Genomic DNA, 18,880 nt, shown 5'->3' on the forward strand with positions numbered 1-18,880 from the left:
ATCTCTGTCGAGGCGCTCGACCCCACGGCCGGTGTGAAGGCCAGGCCAAGCCTGTGTGTGCTGCTGTCCCGAGCGATGCGGCAGGATGTCGCGCGTGACGTCCTCGGGGAGCGAGTTGGAACCAGTCGGATACGCCGAGCTCCTGGCCGATCTGAAGGCGCGAGTCCGCGCGACGCAGTTCCGCGCGGCGCGTGCGGCGAACACCGAGGTGCTGCGTCTGTACTGGTCGGTCGGGCGCGACATCCTCGACCGGCAGCGCCAGGCGGGCTGGGGCAGCAAGGTCGTCACGTCGCTGGCCGCGGACCTGCAGCGCGAGTTTCCGGACCAGCGCGGCTGGTCACGCTCGAACCTGCTCTACATGCGCCGGGCGGCGGAGGCGTGGCCGACGGAGGAGGAGTTCGTCCACCACGTTGGTGGACGATTGCCGTGGCGTCATGTGACGGTCCTGCTCGACCGGCTCGAAACGCGGGAGGAGCGGGACTGGTACGCCGCGAGTGCGGCCGAGTACGGCTGGTCGCGCGCGGTGCTCGAGCATCAGATCAAGGCCGACCTGCGCCGCGCCGTCGGGGCGGCGCCGACGAACTTCACCGAGGCGCTCGAGGCGCCGGACTCTGAGCTGGCGCAGCAGCTGGTCAAGGATCCGTACGTGTTCGAGCACCTGGCGATGGTCGAACGGGTGGCAGAGCGGGACGTCGAGCAGGCGCTGATGGACCGGCTGCAGGACACGATGCTCGAGCTTGGTCGCGGCATGGCGTTCGTCGGGCGCCAGGTGCGTCTGACCGTGCCGGACGACGCGAGCGACCGGGTGGACGAGTTCTACGTCGACCTGCTGTTCTTCCACGTCGAGCAGCTGCGCTACGTGGTGGTCGAGCTCAAGATCGGGCCGTTCGAGCCGGCCCACGTCGGCCAGCTCGGTACGTACGTCGCGATCGTCGACGATCAGTTCCGTCGGCCCGAGATCCACGCCCCGACGATCGGGATCTTGCTGTGCACGGGCAAGACCGGCCCGACGGTGCGGTACGCGCTGGCCGGCACCCGGGTGCCGATCGCCGTCGCGGACTACCAGGGCTTGCCCGAGGAAGCCCGCGGTGTGCTGCCGTCCGCCGCCGAGCTCGAGGCCGTGATCGAGGACGAGCTCGACCACCGGGCCGCGGAATGAGAAACCCTCTCTGGCCAGCAAGAACGCAGCGCCGTTCACTAGCCGTACGTCACACCCCCCGTCCGACCGCCGCAGAGACTCTCCTCGCTCCTCTCACCCGACCAGCCGTAGCAGCTCTCGATCACCACGGCGGGTCGGGCCAGGCTCTCGACGGCATGCCGAGCTACTGGGGACTGGCTCCGGGGACCGGTGCACAGACGATCAACCAGGACGTGTAGTGCTCGACGACGCGCCCTCCGAGGTCCGCGACGGCCGCTGCGACCTCGTCGACCTCGTCCCGGCTCCAGTCGCTGAACGTGCTGAAGAGCCCGTGAACCTGCTCGGGGTCGAGCTCGATGCTCCAGCGGTACTCACCGATGTCCTCGACGGCGAACAGCCCGGAGGCAGTCAGCCGTGCCGCGGTCGCCCTGACGTCCTCGGGGTTCCCGGCGCGCGGCGGCCTGCTCCGCCGCGCGACGATCCGCGCGACCCGGTCACGGAACGCGGTCGGCTCCGCCGCCGGGTCGCCGAAGACGTGCCGCCAGACGAGGAACCGCCCGGCTGGCACCAGGGCGCGATGGAGCCGGGGCAGGAGCGCATCGAGGTCCATCCAGTGGATCGAGGTCGCGGCGACCGCCAGGTCGATCGCGGCTCGGCCGAGCTCGGCGTCCTCGGCCCGTGCGACGACCACCTCCGCCGTCGGGTGACGAGCCGCGAGCACGGCGGCGAGCTGCGTGCCCGGTTCGACGGCGACCACGTCGACCCCCGCTGCGAGCAGCGGCCCGGTCGCCTCACCGGTGCCCGCGCCGAGGTCGACCGCTCGCTGGCCCGGTGCGACCAGGCCCGTCCGACGCACCCGCTCCCACAGCTCGGCCGGGTATGGCGGACGAGCGGACCCGTAGGAGTCCGCGAGCGCGTCGAAGTGGATCGGATTCCCCATCGTCCGACCCTACGACCGCAGATCCTGGCGCTCGGTGGTCGCGTCTCGCTCGGCGATCCGGCGCTGCGTCAGGCGCGCCCGGTGCGCTCGAGCACCCCTCGGAGGTAGGCGGCCTGGCCCGCGTGCTCGAGGGCGTCCACCGCGACGCTCACGAGCCGGACGCCCAGCGTCACGGGCGGGTCCCACGCGTCGTCGACGACCCGGTCGAGGTCGTCGGCGGTGAGGGACGCGAGCACGTCGCGGGACTCGACCTGGACCGCGTGGACGTAGCCGAGCAGCAGGTCGTCGCGCGCGCGGACGCGCCCGACGTCGTCGGCCGACTGCCCGTAGCCGGTCGCGCCGTCGCCGAACGGCAGGTCGAACCGGCGGGCCCACCCGTCGCGCGTCCACACCTGGTCCCGCCCGACGGCGCCCGCGACCTGGGCGTCCTGCCCGCGCGCGAGGTGCCACGCGAGCCACGCGATCGTGTTGGCGCCCGGGTCGACGCGCGCGGTGAGCGCGTCCTCGCCGAGGCCGTCGACCGCGCGCGTCGCGGTCGGCCCGATCCTCCCGAACAGGTCCTCCAGCACGGTGATCGCGTCCACGGTCCTCCCTCTCCTCGGGTGCCCGGCGGTTCGTCGCCTCTGGCAGCGTCTCCGGACCGCGGGCCGCTCGCGACCGGAGCGGCCCCACCCCGAGACGCACCGCGGCAGGCACGGGCGAAGGTCCAGGTCCGGGACGTGCGGACCGTCTCCTGCCCCTGCGACGCGCAGCACTCCGTGATAGATGTCGGGAGGTCGCGTCACGACGGAGAGGCACGAGCAGGGGGAAGAGACTTTGACGACGACCGACGCGCTCCAGGACGAACGCACGCGGGTCCTGGCGCTCCAGCGGCTCGGCGTGCTCGACAGCTCGCCCGAGGAACGGTTCGACCGCGTGACGCGGCTCGCGCAGCGCCTGTTCGGCGTCCCGACGGTGAGCATCACGCTCGTGGACGCGGACCGGCAGTGGCGCAAGGCGTTCGTCGGCCTCGACGGCCCGGTCGCGCAGCGCGAGGGCGCGTTCTGCGACGTGACGATCCGTGCGGACCGCACGCTCGTCGTCGAGGACGCGGCGCAGGACGCCACGTTCGCCGACAACCCCTTCGTGGTCGGCGACCCGCACCTGCGGTTCTACGCCGGGCACCCCATCGCGGCGCCGGGCGGCGAGCTGGTCGGCACGCTGTGCGTCATCGACACCCGGCCGCGCCGGTTCGACGACGCCGACCGCTCCCTGCTGCGCGACCTCGCGCTGTGGGTCCAGGGGGAGCTCCAGCACGACGTCGAGCTCGACCGGGCGGGCGCGGTGCAGCGCGGGCTCCTCCCGCGCCGCGCCCCGGAGCTCGAGGGCTACCGGGTGGCCGCGCGCTGCCTGCCGGCCCGCGGCGTCGGGGGCGACTTCTACGACTGGACGACGACGGCCGACGGCGCCGGGTTCGTCGTCGCGGACGTCATGGGCAAGGGCATGCCTGCCGCGATCGTGGCGGCGTCGGCGCGCGCCGCGCTGCGGCCCGCGCTCCGGTCGCCGTCGCTCGCGGCGGGCGTCGAGACGGCCGACGACCTGCTCGCCCCGGACCTGGAGGAGGTCGGGTCGTTCGTCACCGCCTGGTGCGCCACGGTCGAGCGGGACAGCGGCCGGCTGGCGTACGTCGACGCGGGCCACGGCCTGGCGAGCGTGCTGCGGCCCGACGGCGGCATCCACCGCCTGGAGGCGGACGGCCTGCCGCTCGGCGTCGCGCCGGGCACCGCGCGCACCGTCCACCACGTGACCCTCGAACCGGGCGACCGGCTCGTCGTCGTGAGCGACGGGCTCGTCGACCTGCTCGCCGACCTCGGGGTCCCGGGCGGGGACCCGCGGCTCCTCGACCCGGACGTCCCGCTGCCCGTCCCGGAGGGTCCCGCTCTCGCGCGGGCCGCGCGCGACGTCCGCCAGGCCGGGGACGCCGCGGCGACGCTCGACGTGCTGGTCGGGCTCGCCGAGGGGCGGTACGTCGGGGACGACCTCACGGTCCTCGTGGTCGAGCGGGTCGCGGCATGAGGGGCTCCGCGCGGCGGCTCGTGCTGATCCGCGTGCTCGTCGTGCTGGCGCTGCTCACGGGCGTCAACTACGTCGCGTGGCGGTGGCTCGACTCCGTGGCGTGGTCGCACTGGTGGATCGCCGTCCCGCTCGTGCTGGCCGAGACGTACAGCCTCGTGGACACCGCCCTCTTCGGCGTGACGATGTGGCGCGTGCGCGAGCGGGGCGAGCCGCCGCCCGCGCCGGAGGGCGTCACGGTCGACGTATTCGTCACGACGTACGACGAGCCCGAGGAGCTCGTCCTCGCGACCGCCCGCGCGGCCCGGGCCGTCCGGTACCCGCACCGCACGTGGATCCTCGACGACGGCGCCCGCGAGAGCATGCGGGCCGCCGCCGCGGAGGCGGGCGTCGGGTACCTCACGCGCAGCGCGAGCTGGGCGGGCAAGCCGCGGCACGCGAAGGCGGGCAACCTCAACAACGCGCTGTTCCAGACGGACGGCGAGCTGCTGCTCGTGCTCGACGCCGACCAGGTGCCCGACCCGGCGATCCTCGACCGCACGGTCGGGTACTTCACCGCGGACGAGCGCGTCGCGATCGTGCAGACCCCGCAGTGGTTCGTCAACGTCGACGACGCCGACCCCCTCGGGAGCCAGGCGCCCCTCTTCTACGGGCCGATCCAGCAGGGGAAGGACGGGTGGAACGCCGCGTTCTTCTGCGGCTCCAACGCCGTGCTGCGGCGCGAGGCCCTCATGCAGCTCGGCGTCGTCGGGTACGTGCGGGGCGTGACGGTCGGCGTGCGGCGCGCGCTGCGCACCGCGGGCTCGGTGCTGGCCCGGGCGGCGCGCTCGCCGGAGGCGGCCGACCCGGCGGTGCGGACCGCCGTCGAGCGGCTCCGCGCGGAGGCCGACGAGGCCCGCCGCGCCCTCGCGGCGGGGGAGCCCGCCGCCGACGTCACCTACCGGTTCCAGCGCCGCGTCGACGAGGCGTCGCGCAGCGTCGTCGCCGGCCAGGTGGAGGCGCTGCGGGCGGAGCTGGCGACGGTGGAGCCCGAGCTCGTGTCCGGCGGCCCGCTCCAGGTCGACGAGGAGATCGGCCAGCTCGTCGTCGACGAGGAGGCGCTCGACCGGCTCGCGCGGCGCGACCTCTCGCCCCTCGTCGCGGTCGAGGCGGTGCGCCGCCTCGCGGACGCGGTCGACGTCGGCCGCAGCGACGAGGCGCAGGCCGTCATGCCGATGGCGACGATCTCCGTCACGGAGGACATGGCCACCGCGATGCGGCTGCACGCGCTCGGGTGGCGGTCGGTCTACCACCACGAGGTCCTCGCCCACGGCCTGGCGCCCGAGGACATGCCGACGATGCTCCAGCAGCGCCTGCGCTGGGCGCAGGGCACGGTGCAGGTGATGCTCCGGGAGAACCCCCTCACGCTGCGCGGGCTGCGCGTGGGGCAGCGGCTCATGTACTTCGCGACGATGTGGAGCTACCTCGCGGGCTTCGCCGCCCTCGCGTACCTCGCGGCGCCCATGGTGTACCTGTGCTTCGGCATCCTCCCGGTCCAGGCGTTCGGGACGGACTTCTTCGTGCGCTTCGTGCCGTACTTCGTGCTCAACCAGCTCTTGTTCCTCGTCGTGGCGCGCGGGGTGCGGACGTGGCGGGGGCAGCAGTACTCGCTCGCGCTCTTCCCGGTGTGGATCCGGGCCTGCTGGACGGCGTTCGCGAACGTCGTCCTCGGCCGCCCGCTCGGGTTCGTCGTGACGCCCAAGACGCGGACCGGGGAGCACCGGCCGGCCTGGCGCACGATCTGGCCCCAGCTCACGGCCATGGTGCTGCTCGTGGTCTCGGCCGTCGTCGGCACGGTGCGCCTCGTCGCGTTCGACGCCGACCTCGGCGCGACCCTCGTCACCCTCGCCTGGGTGGCGTACGACCTCGCGGTGCTCGGGGTGCTCGTCCCCGCCGCGCGGTACTCCGGCCCGCGCCCGCCGCGCGAGCCCGTGCCGGAGACGACGATGACCGGACGACGGACGGAGGACCAGTGAAGCTCGACGTGACACCGCTCGAGGAGACGGGGGCGGTGATCGTGCCGCGGGGGCGGCTCACGCTCACGACGGCGCCCCAGCTGCGCGACGCGGTCACCGACCTCGTCGAGGCGGGCCGGACCCGGCTCGTCGTCGACCTCGGGAGCCTCGAGTTCGTCGACTCCTCCGGCCTCGGCGCCCTCGTCGGCGGGCTGCGCACGACGCGCGCCGCCGGGGGAGACCTGCGGCTCGCGAACGCCGCGCCCTCCGTGGCGACGGTTCTGCGGCTCACCAACCTCGACCGCGTGCTGCGCGTGCACGACGACGCGGCGAGCGCGTTCGCCGACGGGTGACCCCCGCGTGACCCCGCCGGACGACGCCCCGCTCGTCGTGCTGAGCGCGACCGCGTCCCCGCCGTGGCTCGACGCCCTCCCGGACGCGTTCGCCGCGCTCTGGGAGCAGGCGCCGTGGGTGCCCGCCGACGACCGGCTCGCCGTCGAGCTCGCGACGACTGAGATCGCCGCGAACATCGTGCGGCACTCGCCCGCACCCGAGACGGTCGAGGTCCGGGCGGAGCTCGACGCCGGGGCGGGACGCGTCGTCGTCGTGCTGCGCGACACCGCACCCGCCGCCGACGTCGACCTCGACCGCACGATGCCGCCCCCCGAGGCCGAGTCCGGGCGCGGGCTCGCGCTCGCGCGGGCGTGCGTCGACCGGCTCGAGCACCGGTGGGTCGCGGGGACCTCCGGCAACGAGTGGCGGCTCGAACGCCGCGTGCGCACCGCCGGAGACGGCCCCGGCGGCTAGCTGTACTGACCGGGCACGTTGGTCGAGGGAGTGTGACGCGCTGATCTGAGTTGGTAGCGCGAGAGGGCCTCCCGCGGTGGAGTGGAACTGCCTAGGTATCCGCTTCGCTCACAGGAGGCCCTCGTGTCCCACGCTAACGCTGCTCTGACTCCACGGGCTCGGCTCACGGTCGCCCGGCTCGTTGTCGATCAGAAGGTCCCGATCGCGGAGGTCGCGGCCCGATTCCAGTGCTCGTGGCCGACGGTCAAGCGGTGGGCGGACCGGTATGCCGCCGGTGAGCCGATGGCAGACCGCTCCAGTCGGCCGCGACGGATGCCGGCCAAGACCAGCCCGGCCACGGCGCGGCGGATCGTGTCGCTGCGGCTGCGCAAGCGCCTGGGCCCGGTCCAGCTGGCAGCCCTTGCCGGGGTCGCGCCCTCGACCGCGCACCGGATCCTGGTCCGTTGCCGGCTCAACCGCCTGTCTTACGTGGACCGGGCCACGGGCGAGCCGGTGCGCCGCTATGAACACGACCACCCCGGCGCGATGCTGCACGTGGACGTCAAGAAGTTCGGCAACATCCCCGACGGAGGAGGGTGGCGATTCGTCGGCCGGTCCCAGGGCGATCGCAACCGGGCCGCCACCCCCGACAAGCCGAAGAACAAGCACCACAACCCGAAGATGGGTCACGCGTTCGTGCACACCGTGATCGACGACCACTCCCGGGTGGCCTACGCCGAAGTCCACGACGACGAGACCGCCGTCACCGCGACCGGCGTCCTGCGCCGGGCAGCGGCGTGGTTCGCCGCCCGCGGCATCACCACCGAGCGGGTCTTGTCGGACAACGGCGCGCCCTACATCTCCCACCTGTGGCGCGACACCTGCCTCGAGCTCGCGATCACACACTCACGCACCCGGCCCCGCCGGCCGCAGACCAACGGCAAGATCGAGCGGTTCCATCGCACCATGGCCGATGGGTGGGGCTACGCCCGCTGCTACACCTCGGAACACGAACGGCGAGGCGCCCTGCAAGCATGGCTCCACGAGTACAACCACCACCGTCCCCACACCGCCTGCGGGAACAAGCCACCCATCACGCGCTTGACCAACCTGTCCGGTCAGTACAGCTAGCGTGGGGGCGTCCCGCGCGCGCCGACCCGGGCGCGGCGCCGGTAGCCGGAGGTGCAGATGGAGTTCCCGTTCAGCCTGACCGAGGAGCAGATCCTCTCCCTCATCGTCGTCGGGACGCTCGCGGTCGTCGCGATCGTCGGGGTCAACGCGCTCGCCCCGAAGGCCGGCGTGGCCGCGCCGCTCGTGCTCGTCGCGGTCGGCGTCGTCGTGAGCTTCGTGCCCGCCGTCCCCGAGATCGAGTTCGAGCCCGAGTGGATCCTCGCCGGGATCCTGCCACCGCTGCTCTACTCGGCGGCCGTCGGCCTGCCCACCATGGACTTCCGGCGGGACTTCACCGCGATCAGCGGTCTGTCGGTCGTGCTCGTCCTGCTCAGCACCGCGCTCCTCGGCTACCTCTTTACGTGGCTCATCCCCGGCATCCCGCTCGCGGCGGGCTTCGCGCTCGGCGCCATCGTCAGCCCGACCGACGCCGTCGCGACGTCCATCGTCAAACGGCTCGGCGCGTCACCCCGCGTCGTGACGCTGCTCGAGGGCGAGAGCCTGCTCAACGACGCGTCCGCCCTCGTCCTCCTGCGCTCCGCCATCGCCGGCATCGGGATCGCCGTCGCGACCGGCGGGTCCGCCACCCGCGTGTCGCTGTGGTCGGTCGCGGGCGACTTCGTGTTCGCCGTCGTCGTCGCCGTGCTCGTCGGGTTCCTCGTCGGCTTCCTCGGCCTGTTCGTCCGGCGCCGCCTCGCCAACCCCGCGCTGAGCACCGCCGTGTCCTTCGTCGTGCCGTTCCTCGCCTACCTGCCGTCGGAGGAGCTCGGCGCGTCGGGCCTCGTCGCCGTCGTCACCGCGGGCCTCGTCACCGGCAACGGCGCCGCGAAGTACCTGCGGCCGCAGCACCGGCTCGCCGAGGAGTCGAACTGGCGGACCGTCGAGCTGCTGCTCGAGGGCACCGTCTTCCTCCTCATGGGGCTCGAGCTGTTCGCGCTGGTCACCGACGTGCAGGAGGCCCACGGCAGCCTGTGGCGCGCGGTCGGCATAGCGGCGCTCGCGGCCGTCGTCATCCTCGTCGTGCGCTCCGCGTACGTCGCGACGCTCCTGCGGTCCCTCGCGCGGCGCGCACGGCGGGGGGAGTCGATGCGCGGCGTCATCGCGGGCATGCAGGAGAAGCTCGACGCGCGCTTCGCGGCCGACGGCACGCCCGTCGCGCCGACCGTGCCCGCCGCGGCCAAGCCGGCGCCCGGGACGCCGGAGCGTCGCGGCGCCGAGATGGTCGCGAAGGCGCCCCCGGAGCGGGTGGGCCGGCTGCGGTCGTCGCTGCGTCGTCGCGCCGCCGACATCGACTACCTGACGGCCGAGCGGCTCGGGTGGCGCGAGGGCACGCTCCTCGTGTGGGCGGGCATGCGCGGCGTCGTGACGCTCGCCGCGGCGCAGACCCTGCCGCTCGACACCCCGCAGCGCTCGTTCCTCGTGCTCGTCGCCTTCGGGGTCGCCGCCGGGACGCTCGTCGTGCAGGGCGGCACGCTCCCGTGGGTCGTGCGCCGGCTCGGCCTCTCGGGCGGGTCCACGCGCGCCGACGAGGACCGCGGCGCCGTGCGCGCCGAGCTCGACGGCGCGGCCGTGGCCGTGATCGACGCGCCCGACCTCCGCCGCGCCGACGGCACCACCTACGACGGCGCCGTCGTCGCCCGCGTGCGCCGCGACGTCGTGCGCGAGCTCGAGAACCGCGACACCGACGCCGCGACGTCGGCCGACCTGTTCGCGCAGTACAAGGAGCTGCGGCTCCGGGCGATCGCCGCGCAGCGCGTCGCGCTGCTCGACGCGCGCACGTCCGGCGCGTACAGCTCGCAGGCGCTGCGGCACGCGCTCGACCTGCTGGACGCCGAGCAGATCGACCTCGAGCTCCGCCGCGGACCCTACGTGCCCGGCGACGACGACTGAGCCGACCCCTTGCGGCTGCCCCAGGGGAAGGCCCTAGCGTCGCGGGCATGGACGAGTACACGACGGGTCAGGTGGCGCGCGCGACGGGCCTGAGCGAGAAGGCCGTCCGGATGTACGTCGACCGCGGGCTCCTCGACGCGCGCCGCACCTCCGCGGACGGCCCACGGCTGCTCGACGGCGGCCAGGTGGAGCGCGCCCGCCTCGTCCGGCTCCTGCGGGGCGTCGGCCTGTCGCTCGCCGAGGTGGGCGACGTGCTCGCCGCCCCCGACCCGGTCCCCGCGTTCGACGCCGTGTGGAGCGACCGCCGCTCGGCGCTCGCGGCGTCGCTGACGGCGGCGGAGTACGTCCGGTCCGCGCTCGTCGGCGCGCCACGGCTGGACGTCGTGGTGCACCGACGGCACGTGCCGGAGCGGCTCGTGCTCGGGATGGAGCGCCGCGCGACGCTCGCCGAGCTGCCGTCCGTGCTGCCCGAGGCGACCGGAGCGGTCTTCGCCGTGCTGCGCGCCGCCGACGTGCCCCTCGCCGGCCACCCCTACGTCGAGCTCCACGAGCGCGCGACCGAGGGGTACGCCGCCCGCCTCACGCTCCGGGTTCCCGTCCCCGCGCCCGTGCGGCCGCCGTCGGGCTTCGCCCTCACGACGGACGACGCGCACGAGGAGGCGTACGTCGCGCTCACGGCCGCGGAGGCCCGCGACCAGGAACGTCTGGTCCTCGTGCACGACTACCTGGCGTCCGGGCGGGCGCTCGCGGGCGGTGCGCCCGCGGGGGACGACCGGGAGGTCTACCTGCCGACCTGGGAAGCAGGCGGTCCCGGCCCGGTGATGGAGGTCGCCGTGCCGGTCGCGCCCGCCCCCGGTCCCTGAGGTCAGGCCTGCTCAGCGCGGCGGGCGGCGGCCCGACGGCGCAGGACGCGCGCCGTCGTGACGAGCGCGAGGCCGGCGACGAGGAGCGTCCAGGCCGCGACGACGTGGAACGCGGTCGCGACGCCGGTGACGGCGAGGACGGGGGCGGTCTGGGCGAGGGTCGAGTTGTACATGGCTGCTGTCCTTCCGGGACGGGTGAGGGCATGCCGAGGACGTCCCGGTCGCGTGCGCGACGGGGCGGGCCGGCGAGGGGAGGGGTGAGGGTCAGGCGGTGGCGGCGACGTGGTTCCACGTCGTCTGGCGCCGCGTGACGAACAGCGCTGCGGCGTGCAGGAACGCGCGCTGCAGGGCGAGGTCGTAGAGGAGCTCCGGCAGCACGAGCGCGGCCAGCAGCCGTGCGCGCCGCCCGGCACCCCAGACGGTGACGAGGCGCTCCGCGACGAAGACGAGCCCGACAGCCGCCCACAGCGGGGACAGCGTGAAGGTCCCCGTCACGAGGGTGACGACCGTGAGGAGCAGGTAGGCCGCCATCATGAGCGTGCCGACGGCGAGCATCACCTGCTGGCCGACGTAGCGCCACGTCGTGCGCGTGAGCCCGTATTCGGCGAGGTTGTCGAGCATCCCCTTGTACCAGCGGACGCGCTGCCGGTGGAGGTCGCCGGCCGTCGGCATGAGCTCGGTCGTGCAGCTCATCGTGACGGGGGAGCGCAGCTCGTGGCCGAGCGTGCGCAGCGCGAGGGTGAGCTCGGAGTCCTCGGTGATCGCGTGCCGGTCGTACACGTCGCCGCGCTCGCCGGGGAGGACCGAGCCGCGGGCGTCGGCCACCTCCTGGAGCGCGGTGCGGCGCACGAGCGCGGCGGTCCCGGTGAGCACGGCCGTGCGGCCGGTGAGGTCCACCTGCACGCCGTAGCGCGTGTACTCGTTGGCCTGGCAGTGCTGCAGGTAGCCCTGCGGCGGCCGACCGCGGAACACGCCGCCGACCGCGGCGACCTCGGGCGCCGAGGCGAGGACGGCGAGCCCTTCCTCGACGAACGTGGGGGCGATCGTCGTGTCCGCGTCGAGGACCATGACGACGTCCTCCGTCGTGGTCGCGATCGCCTGGTTGAGCGCCCCCGCCTTGCGGGCCGTGTTGCCCACGGTCTCCATGACGTCCGCGCCGGCGGCGCGGGCGACCGCGACGGTCGCGTCCGTGCTGTTGTCCGAGACGACGAGCACCCGGTCGGGGCGGCGCGTCTGGGCCGCGAGCGAGGCGACGGTGGCGGGGAGCGCCTGCTCCTCGTCGTGGGCGGGGATGACGACGACGACGCGAACGGCGGGCCCGTCCGCGGGACGGGCGGCCGCCTCGGCGCGGTGGCGGGGGGTGTGCGGGGCAGTGGTGTTCACCGGAGGCTCCAGTCGACGAGTGCTGTCGACAAGGAGCCTCGGGCGGTCGCCTCAGCGTTCCCCCGGGGGTGGCGCAGCGGTCGGCGAGGTCTGGCTCAGCGTTCCGGAAATCTGATTGAGAGTTCAATCAGAGGAATTCCTGAGGTTCGCGCCGCCCTCGCGGCGCGGACGCGGTCAGACGTCGGCGGCCGCGAGCGCGCCGTCCACCCCCACGACCCCGAGCTCGAGCCGCGCGATCCCGTCCACCGGCACCGCCGACGACGCGCCCAGGCCCGACGAGCTCCCCGCCTCCGTCGAGGACCACGTGGCCACGACCGAGCGCGTGCCGTCGTCGTCCACGAGCACGAGCTCGTACGTCGCGCCGTCCTCCCAGACCCCGGCCGGGTACGAGCACGACCAGTCGAGGCGCGTGCCCCACGAGGCCGGGGTGAGCGTGAGCTCGGCGCGCACGTCCGCACCCCCGACCGGCTCGAGCGCGACCTGGGTCGTGCCGGTCGTACCGGTCGTGGCGGGGGGCGGGACGTCGTCCGACCGCGTCACCGCCGCGCCGCCCGCGGCGCCCGCGACGACCAGGCCCACCGCCGCCACGGACAGGAGCGACCGCCGCCTGGTGCGGCGCCGCCGGGCGCTCGCGGCTACCACCGCGAGCGGCACGACGGCGCCCCCCGCCCCGCCGGACTCCTCGGCCGGGACGGCGGTGCGGGAGTCGTCGACGAGCGCGTCCGCGTGCTCGGCCGTGAGCATGCCGAGGATGCCCGGCATGCCCGCGAGCTCCGCGACGGCCTCGCGGCACGCCGCGCACGTCGCGAGGTGCTGCTCGAACGCGCGCCGGTCGCGCGGGCTGAGCGCGCCCAGCACGTAGGCGGCGTCCCACTCGCGGTACGGGTCCGGGGTGGCGGTCATGACGAGACTCCCTTCTCCTGCAGCGCGAGCCTCAGCGCGCGGAGCGCGTAGTGCATGCGGGACTTCACCGTCCCGGGCGGGACGCCGTGCGCCGACGCCATCTCGGCCACGGAGCGCCCGTGGTAGTACGCGTCGACGACGACCGCCCGGTGCTCGGGCGAGAGCGAGACCAGCGCGTCCGCGACGAGCCACGCGTCGAGCACGGCCTGGGTCGCGTCGGCCTCGCCGCGGTCGGGCACGTCGGCGCTCGCGAGCTCGCGGCGGTGGTGCGCGCTGCGCAGCTCGTCGACGACGAGGTTGCGCGCCACCGTGAAGAGCCACGCACGCACCGAACCCTCCGGCCGCTCCAGCACCTCCGGGTGGCGCCACGCGCGCAGCAACGTCTCCTGCACCACGTCCTGCGCCTGCGCCGGGTCGTCGGTGAGGCGCGCGACGTAGCGCTCCAGCGCCGGCCCGTGCGCGGCGTGGACCGCCCGCAGCAGGTCGTCGGCGTCGGCGCGCACGCGCGGCACCTCCCCGTCGGTCACGACCCGGCCGACCGCACGAGGTCGAGACCGAACTCGACGCTGCCCGCGTCGTCGACCGTGACGAACCCGAGGCTCGGCGCCTCCACGTCGAAGTCGGAGAACGTGATCGGCACGCTCCCGACGACCTGGACGCCGTCGGTGGTCGGGCCGACCTGCGCCTCGACCGTGACGGCCTGCGTCACGCCGTGGATCGTCAGGTCGCCCGCGAGCTCGACGTCGCCCGACCCGGTCGGCAGGTCCACGGGACCGGTCAGCTCGAACGTCGCGGTCGGGTACGTCCCGACCTCGAGCGCGTCGCCCCGGAAGTACGCGTCGCGCGGCGGCTCGTCGGTCGCGACGCTCGCCATGTCGACCTCGATCGTCGCCGCGGTGAGCGCGCCGTCCGCGACGGTGAACGACCCCGTGACCTCCTCGGTCCGGCCGGTCACCGTGACGTCCTCGCCCTGCAGCACCTCGTGCACGCGGTACCCCGCGTACGAGCCGTCCCCGACCGTCCACGCACCGGCCAGGTCCGCCGGGTCGAGCGCGGCGCCGTCGCCCGACGGCGCGTCGAGCGTCGGCTCCTCGGCCGCCGCGCGGTTGGACCAGTCCGCGTACAGGCCCGGGCCGAACGCGACGGCCGCACCGCCGAGCACCACGACACCGACCCCGACCCCCACGAGCACCTTCGTCCTCCTGCGCACGTCTGCCCCTTCCGATCATCCTCTGCGACTCCGTCACCTGGGAGACGAGGCAGCGGCCCGATCGGTTCACCCGGGCCCGTCGACGCTACGCGGCCGGGCGGTGGGCCCGACGGTCGGACGGGCCGCCGGACGGGCGTGCGGCGTGCGGGCCGACGCGCGGGCAGGCCGGTGAACCTCGTGACGCGCCGCGCCGTCGTGAGAGTAGGGGCCGTGCTCGCGACCCCGACCGTCCTTCCGAGGAGTCGACATGCGACGCACCCTGACCACCGGTGTCCCGGCCGCCACCACGTGGGCCGTCACCGCCCTGCTCGCCGCCACCCTCGCCGGGTGCTCCGGCGGGGGAGGCGGCCTGTACGGGGGCGGTGGCTCCAGCCCGTCGGGCTCGACCTCCGACGGCTCGGCGGGCGGCGGCTCGTCGGACGTCGCGCTCGGCACGGCGGACTCCTCGCTCGGGACCGTCGTGGTCGACGGCCAGGGCATGACCGTCTACTACTACGACAAGGACACGAAGGGCTCGGGCACGAGCGCGTGCGAGGGCGAGTGCGCCGCCGCGTGGCCCGCCGTCCACGCGGCGAGCGCGGACCCCGAGGTCGACGGCGTGACGGGCGAGGTCGGCACCATCACCGGGGTCGACGGCGAGCTCCAGGTCACCGTCGACGGCCGCCCGGTCTACACGTACGCGGCCGACACCGGCCCTGGCGACGTCACGGGCCAGGGCGTGAACGGCGTCTGGCACGTCGTGGCGCCCGACGGGACCGAGATCATGGACGCGGCCCCCGCCGCCGGGTCGGGCTACTGACCGGCGCGCCGGGGCCCTCCCGACCGAGCGAACCTGGCGACGGGGCAGCGGCGTCGCGGCGCAGGAGGACGGCGGTGCGGACGCGCATCGCCGCCGCTCGGGGATCCTCGTGCTCCCACAGCCGGATCACGATCCACCCGAGCGCCTGGAGGACTCGATCGGTGTCCCGGTCGCGAGCCCTGTTCGCTGACAGCTTCGCGTCCCACCACTCGCTGTTGGACCGGGGACGGGTCCCGTGCTCGGGGCACCCGTGCCAGAAGCATCCATCGACGAAGACCGCGACCTTCAGGCGCGTGAAGGCGACGTCGATCGTCCTTCGCCGCTGGCCCGGTACCGGGAAGGCGACGCGATAGCGGAGACCGAGCGCGTGGAGCTCCCGGCGAATGCCGAGCTCTGCGGCGGTGTCACGACGCTTCGCCCTGCTCATCCGCTGCGACACGACCTCTGACGACGCCCCAGGGTGTGCTGGGACGTGCTGTGGAGTCGGGCTCTGGTGCGGCACGGGCACTGCGATCAGCCCAGTCAGGCCGGGGCCTTCGTGAGCGTCTCCGCGAACCGGGACTGGCCGTCGGCGACGACGGCTGGCAGGAGGTCGTCCGGGCTCTTCGGCGCATCGTCGATGAGGGCCTTCAACAGCGCTCGGCCCTGCTCGGTCTTGCGGAGAACTGCGGAGTCTCGTTCGGCGTGCGCTCTCAGGACGTTCCACACTGCTCCGACGTTCACGCCGTTGCCGAGCTGCTTGTACGTCGCGGCGGCGGCCTGCGGACCGAAGTCGAAGTTGTCGGGAAAGCCCTGCAGACGGGCCGCTTCTCTCGTGGACAGACGTCGACGGAGCGGCCCGATGATCGACGTCTGCGTGATCGCCACGAGCGCGGGGAGGTGCGTGGGTCGCTTCGCCCGGATCCCTGAAGGGCGAAGCTGGAGGACACAGTCCCAGAGCCGCGCAGTCTGCTGTGCTTGCCACTCGAGCTTTCGCCGTGACGGCGGGAACGACTGGAGGTCGTGGCGAGCAGCCCACATGTCCAGCTGGCGCTTGTAGCGGGTGTAGAGCTCGGCGTTCTTGACGAGGAAGTTCCTCTTCCAGGTCGGTACGGCGTCCCAGGTCTCTGGGACATCGGGAGCGAGGTACGGGGACCGTCCCCCGCTGATCCAAGCGTCGAGCTGCTCCTTCTTGACCCAGTGGTCCGACCAGATCGGAAAGCCGGGCAACGTCGCTTTCCCGCCGTCGGAACTCGCCTTGCGCACTTCGCTCCACATGGTGACGACGAAGTCGTCCCATGCGTCGATCCATGCGACCTCAGCGGGGGTGAGGCCGGTGCCAGGAGCATCCGTCTCGAGAACCGGAAGGTCGTGGAGCAGATCCCACTCCTCGTCTCCGCGCAGGGACAGGTTCGGGAGCGGGGGGCCCGGCTCGACGCCGTCGCCGTCCGGGTCGTAGGTCGCCGTGATGAAGACTCGCTCGCGCACCTGCGGCCGACCACCCCGCTCGAGCGGGAGGAGATGCGGCGAGAACACCGTCGGCGTCTGGGAGACGCGGTAGCCCTCTTCACGCAGGGTCTGGATGATCACGTCCCACTCGTGCCTGTGCCGAGGTCCAGCGAGATTCCGGACGTTCTCCAGCAGGACGACGGTGGGGTGGTGGGCCTGGATGATCTTCAGGATGTTCCAGTAGAGCGTTCCCCGGGTCTCGTCCATGCCGCGCTGTGCGCCCGACTTCGAGAACGGCTGGCACGGGAAGCCCGCTGCCAGCAGGTCGTGAGCCGGGACGTTCATGACGCTGTCGTTCGCGTCCTTGGTGATGTCCCCGAGGGGCGAGTGACCCCAGTTGCGCTCGTAGACCTCGGCCGCAGCCTTGTCGATCTCTACCGAGTAGACGCACTCCCCTCCGAACGACTCCAGCGCTGCGGCAAACCCTCCGATACCGGCGAACAGGTCGATGTATCGGAATGGCGGCGTAGGCGTCGTCGCGGCGCTCCCGTCTCCCATGGTCGACAGCTTGGCAGCTTGGTGGTACGGGGTCAAATCGACACGCTCCTGAGGCACACACGGAATCTAGAGCGAACCACCCACACGCGTTGGGGACGAGTCAAGACAGGGGTGCTTCGAGGTCGCGCGCGGCCGGTCGCCGACCGAGGCGCGCTCCCGTCGGCTGATTGCGTGCACCGACACGCGATGCGGCACTAGCCTGCCGGGTCCGCGTGCCGTGTGGTTCCCTTCCTCTCGTGTCGAACGTCACCACCGAGAACTTCAACCCGGCGCAGACGATTCCGGAGGCGAGCGCGCGCATGTTCGCGCTGACCGGGGCTCCTGCCGCCGGCACGCGTGGACCGAAGCGCTCGCTCGTCGCGCTCGCGCAGAGCCTAGGCGTCGACGTCGACCTCCAGGCGGTGAACGCGGTGCTCGGGGAACAGATCGCCGAAGCACTCGGGACACCCTGGGTCCGAGGTCTCGACTACGTCGATCTCCAGGTGACCCTGATCGGGATGAACAACCTGCTCCAGGCCACGTCCGCGAGCATCATCCGGCTGTCGCGTCAGCGCGCAGTCGCGAGCGCCTCGGTCGCAGAGGTCCTCCAGGCGTTCCCGGGATTCCGCCCGGCGTCTAACAAGCAGGCTGCGGTGAACCGGCTCTGCGACGTCGCGGGTGTACCGCACGACGTCCTCGGCCCAGGCGGGAAGGAGCACACCTGGACTCTCCGCGACGTCGCGCGGCGGCTCGCGCCCCAGCTGCTCGAACGCAGACTCACGAAGCACGCTCTGGCAGCCGCACTCGCCGCGGAACTGGGAGTCCCCTGGCTCGACGCCGCCGGCTCGACCGGCGCATCGATCACCCTCGACGGACTGAACCTTCTGCTGGCGGGCGCCGAGCGAGCCGTCGGTCTCGCGTCGGCCGCATGGAGAACGGCGACCGAAGAGGGTTCGGCGCTCGTCCACGCGCTAGCCGAGGAGCTCCCCGCGCACTGGGACGGTGTCGACTGCATCACCTGGATGCGGGACTCCGGGTCGACGCAGTGGCGGCAGATCGAGTGGTTCGGCTTCTACTTCGAGGAGCGGTTGCGAGAGATCCTGAACGCTCGTTTTCCCACCCCGCTCGCCGGCGGCCCGAACGTCCGGTACGGGAACACGGTCTTCGACTACGCGTCCCCGACCCGGGTCTGGGACGCAAAAGCGCACACAGCATGGACGAGGCCCTTCCCCTGGGACGGTGCCGCTCCCTCGAAGCGTTCGGGCACAGAGATGTGGCTCAACGACGCTCAGGCGGTTCGAGCATGTGTCTCCGAGCAGGGCCTCGGATTCCTCATCGTCGACGGGCGTGCCGGGCTGGACACGACGGGCGAGTTCCGTGCCTGGCACAAGAGTGCGGGCGAGTCAGGAGGCCGGGCGCTGAGCGGATACGTCGCGAGCACGGGAAGGTCGCGGCCACGCAAGGCGGAGTGGACCCCGCTGGAGCTCCGCGCCATCTGGATCGAGGACTCGGCTGCGCTCGACGCCGGGATCGCAGCCGGGTGGCTCGCCCAGAAGGAGCAGCCGGACTGGGGCACCGGCGATGCACGGAGACCGCGCAACGACAAGTTCTCAGCAAAGCCCTCAAAGGCGGGCGCGTGGCAGGTGGCCTCCCACACCTGGGTGGCACGAAGCTGATTCGATGAAGGACCGGCGATGCCGGATCAGCACCGCGCATGAGAGACTGGCCCGCTCGGTGCTGGATCGGGCTCGAGCCGGAGAGGCGAGCGGGCGGCGCTGGTTCTCGCT

At 73.4% G+C, this 18,880-nt stretch carries 19 protein-coding genes; 10 read left to right on the forward strand and 9 right to left on the reverse strand.

Features of this window, described 5'->3' with window-relative positions; all coding sequences use genetic code 11:
* The first annotated feature begins 94 nt into the window (after positions 1–94).
* On the forward strand, positions 95–1,159 hold the full coding sequence (locus ACI769_RS03420; protein ID WP_409141166.1) for a YhcG family protein: 1,065 nt from the start codon (positions 95–97) through the stop codon (positions 1,157–1,159).
* A 163-nt stretch (positions 1,160–1,322) separates the two neighbouring features.
* Here ACI769_RS03420 and ACI769_RS03425 read toward each other — a convergent pair whose 3' ends face one another.
* Together ACI769_RS03425 and ACI769_RS03430 are read right to left on the reverse strand one after the other, a co-directional pair.
* Entirely contained in the window at positions 1,323–2,078 is a 756-nt protein-coding gene (locus ACI769_RS03425; RefSeq protein ID WP_409141167.1) for a class I SAM-dependent methyltransferase, read from the reverse strand.
* Positions 2,079–2,146: 68 nt separating this feature from the next.
* Positions 2,147–2,662, reverse strand: a complete 516-nt coding sequence (locus tag ACI769_RS03430; RefSeq protein ID WP_409141168.1) for a mycothiol transferase — start codon at positions 2,660–2,662, stop codon at positions 2,147–2,149.
* A gap of 232 nt (positions 2,663–2,894) precedes the next feature.
* On the opposite strand from ACI769_RS03430, the gene ACI769_RS03435 reads away from it, so the two are divergent.
* The 7 genes from ACI769_RS03435 to ACI769_RS03465 all read left to right on the forward strand — a co-directional run bounded on the left by ACI769_RS03435 (position 2,895) and on the right by ACI769_RS03465 (position 10,833).
* Positions 2,895–4,133, forward strand: coding sequence for a PP2C family protein-serine/threonine phosphatase (locus ACI769_RS03435; protein ID WP_409141169.1), 1,239 nt, complete (start codon positions 2,895–2,897; stop codon positions 4,131–4,133).
* Positions 4,130–6,145: a glycosyltransferase family 2 protein gene (locus ACI769_RS03440; RefSeq protein WP_409141170.1), complete on the forward strand. Its 2,016-nt coding sequence runs from the start codon at positions 4,130–4,132 to the stop codon at positions 6,143–6,145. The genes ACI769_RS03435 and ACI769_RS03440 overlap by 4 nt, the downstream gene beginning before the upstream one ends.
* The gene (locus ACI769_RS03445) at positions 6,142–6,477 is read left to right on the forward strand and encodes an STAS domain-containing protein (RefSeq protein ID WP_051028350.1); all 336 of its coding nucleotides are present in this window, start codon (positions 6,142–6,144) and stop codon (positions 6,475–6,477) included. Before ACI769_RS03440 ends, ACI769_RS03445 begins: the two co-directional genes overlap by 4 nt.
* A gap of 7 nt (positions 6,478–6,484) precedes the next feature.
* Entirely contained in the window at positions 6,485–6,931 is a 447-nt protein-coding gene (locus ACI769_RS03450; protein ID WP_409141171.1) for an ATP-binding protein, read from the forward strand.
* 123 nt (positions 6,932–7,054) lie between these two features.
* Positions 7,055–8,041 (forward strand): IS481 family transposase, encoded by a 987-nt coding sequence (locus ACI769_RS03455; RefSeq protein WP_409141172.1) that lies wholly within the window; start codon positions 7,055–7,057, stop codon positions 8,039–8,041.
* A 57-nt stretch (positions 8,042–8,098) separates the two neighbouring features.
* A complete protein-coding gene (locus tag ACI769_RS03460) occupies positions 8,099–9,970 on the forward strand; it encodes a sodium:proton antiporter (RefSeq protein WP_085386863.1) in 1,872 nt (623 codons plus the stop codon).
* A 47-nt stretch (positions 9,971–10,017) separates the two neighbouring features.
* Positions 10,018–10,833, forward strand: a complete 816-nt coding sequence (locus tag ACI769_RS03465; protein WP_409141173.1) for a MerR family transcriptional regulator — start codon at positions 10,018–10,020, stop codon at positions 10,831–10,833.
* A gap of 2 nt (positions 10,834–10,835) precedes the next feature.
* Here the strand turns inward: ACI769_RS03465 and ACI769_RS03470 are convergent, their stop codons facing one another.
* The 5 genes from ACI769_RS03470 to ACI769_RS03490 form a co-directional block, all read right to left on the reverse strand.
* Positions 10,836–11,006: a hypothetical protein gene (locus tag ACI769_RS03470; RefSeq protein ID WP_156186415.1), complete on the reverse strand. Its 171-nt coding sequence runs from the start codon at positions 11,004–11,006 to the stop codon at positions 10,836–10,838.
* Between the two features lie 91 nt (positions 11,007–11,097).
* Entirely contained in the window at positions 11,098–12,216 is a 1,119-nt protein-coding gene (locus tag ACI769_RS03475; RefSeq protein ID WP_051028347.1) for a glycosyltransferase, read from the reverse strand.
* A gap of 174 nt (positions 12,217–12,390) precedes the next feature.
* The gene (locus ACI769_RS03480; RefSeq protein ID WP_409141174.1) at positions 12,391–13,119 is read right to left on the reverse strand and encodes an anti-sigma factor family protein; all 729 of its coding nucleotides are present in this window, start codon (positions 13,117–13,119) and stop codon (positions 12,391–12,393) included.
* The gene (locus ACI769_RS03485) at positions 13,116–13,622 is read right to left on the reverse strand and encodes a sigma-70 family RNA polymerase sigma factor (RefSeq protein ID WP_269467723.1); all 507 of its coding nucleotides are present in this window, start codon (positions 13,620–13,622) and stop codon (positions 13,116–13,118) included. Before ACI769_RS03485 ends, ACI769_RS03480 begins: the two co-directional genes overlap by 4 nt.
* 20 nt (positions 13,623–13,642) lie before the next feature.
* Positions 13,643–14,329 (reverse strand): YceI family protein, encoded by a 687-nt coding sequence (locus tag ACI769_RS03490; protein WP_061268405.1) that lies wholly within the window; start codon positions 14,327–14,329, stop codon positions 13,643–13,645.
* A gap of 247 nt (positions 14,330–14,576) precedes the next feature.
* Between ACI769_RS03490 and ACI769_RS03495 the strand changes: the two genes are divergently transcribed.
* Positions 14,577–15,128: a hypothetical protein gene (locus ACI769_RS03495; protein WP_409141175.1), complete on the forward strand. Its 552-nt coding sequence runs from the start codon at positions 14,577–14,579 to the stop codon at positions 15,126–15,128.
* Here ACI769_RS03495 and ACI769_RS03500 read toward each other — a convergent pair.
* Together ACI769_RS03500 and ACI769_RS03505 are read right to left on the reverse strand one after the other, a co-directional pair.
* The gene (locus tag ACI769_RS03500; protein WP_409141176.1) at positions 15,091–15,555 is read right to left on the reverse strand and encodes a very short patch repair endonuclease; all 465 of its coding nucleotides are present in this window, start codon (positions 15,553–15,555) and stop codon (positions 15,091–15,093) included. The genes ACI769_RS03495 and ACI769_RS03500 overlap by 38 nt on opposite strands.
* Before the next feature lie 95 nt (positions 15,556–15,650).
* Positions 15,651–17,114 carry a DNA cytosine methyltransferase gene (locus tag ACI769_RS03505; protein ID WP_409141177.1) on the reverse strand — a complete coding sequence of 488 codons (1,464 nt, stop codon included), beginning with the start codon at positions 17,112–17,114 and terminating at the stop codon, positions 15,651–15,653.
* A 236-nt stretch (positions 17,115–17,350) separates the two neighbouring features.
* Here ACI769_RS03505 and ACI769_RS03510 point away from each other — a divergent pair, with 236 nt between their 5' ends.
* On the forward strand, positions 17,351–18,769 hold the full coding sequence (locus ACI769_RS03510) for a hypothetical protein (RefSeq protein WP_409141178.1): 1,419 nt from the start codon (positions 17,351–17,353) through the stop codon (positions 18,767–18,769).
* Positions 18,770–18,880 lie beyond the last annotated feature (111 nt).

This window comes from Cellulosimicrobium sp. RS (assembly GCF_046159675.1).
In the GTDB taxonomy this organism is placed as follows: Bacteria; Actinomycetota; Actinomycetes; order Actinomycetales; family Cellulomonadaceae; genus Cellulosimicrobium; species Cellulosimicrobium funkei.

What these genes read in the sequence shown, in the direction of transcription:
- ACI769_RS03440 (WP_409141170.1), top strand. Translation starts at nt 4,130, where the DNA reads ATGAGGGGCTCCGCGCGGCGGCTCGTGCTGATCCGCGTGCTCGTCGTG.
- ACI769_RS03470 (WP_156186415.1), bottom strand. Translation starts at nt 11,006, where the DNA reads ATGTACAACTCGACCCTCGCCCAGACCGCCCCCGTCCTCGCCGTCACC.
- ACI769_RS03460 (WP_085386863.1), top strand. Translation starts at nt 8,099, where the DNA reads ATGGAGTTCCCGTTCAGCCTGACCGAGGAGCAGATCCTCTCCCTCATC.
- ACI769_RS03425 (WP_409141167.1), bottom strand. Translation starts at nt 2,078, where the DNA reads ATGGGGAATCCGATCCACTTCGACGCGCTCGCGGACTCCTACGGGTCC.
- ACI769_RS03500 (WP_409141176.1), bottom strand. Translation starts at nt 15,555, where the DNA reads ATGAGCAGGGCGAAGCGTCGTGACACCGCCGCAGAGCTCGGCATTCGC.
- ACI769_RS03495 (WP_409141175.1), top strand. Translation starts at nt 14,577, where the DNA reads ATGCGACGCACCCTGACCACCGGTGTCCCGGCCGCCACCACGTGGGCC.
- ACI769_RS03480 (WP_409141174.1), bottom strand. Translation starts at nt 13,119, where the DNA reads ATGACCGCCACCCCGGACCCGTACCGCGAGTGGGACGCCGCCTACGTG.
- ACI769_RS03465 (WP_409141173.1), top strand. Translation starts at nt 10,018, where the DNA reads ATGGACGAGTACACGACGGGTCAGGTGGCGCGCGCGACGGGCCTGAGC.
- ACI769_RS03505 (WP_409141177.1), bottom strand. Translation starts at nt 17,114, where the DNA reads ATGGGAGACGGGAGCGCCGCGACGACGCCTACGCCGCCATTCCGATAC.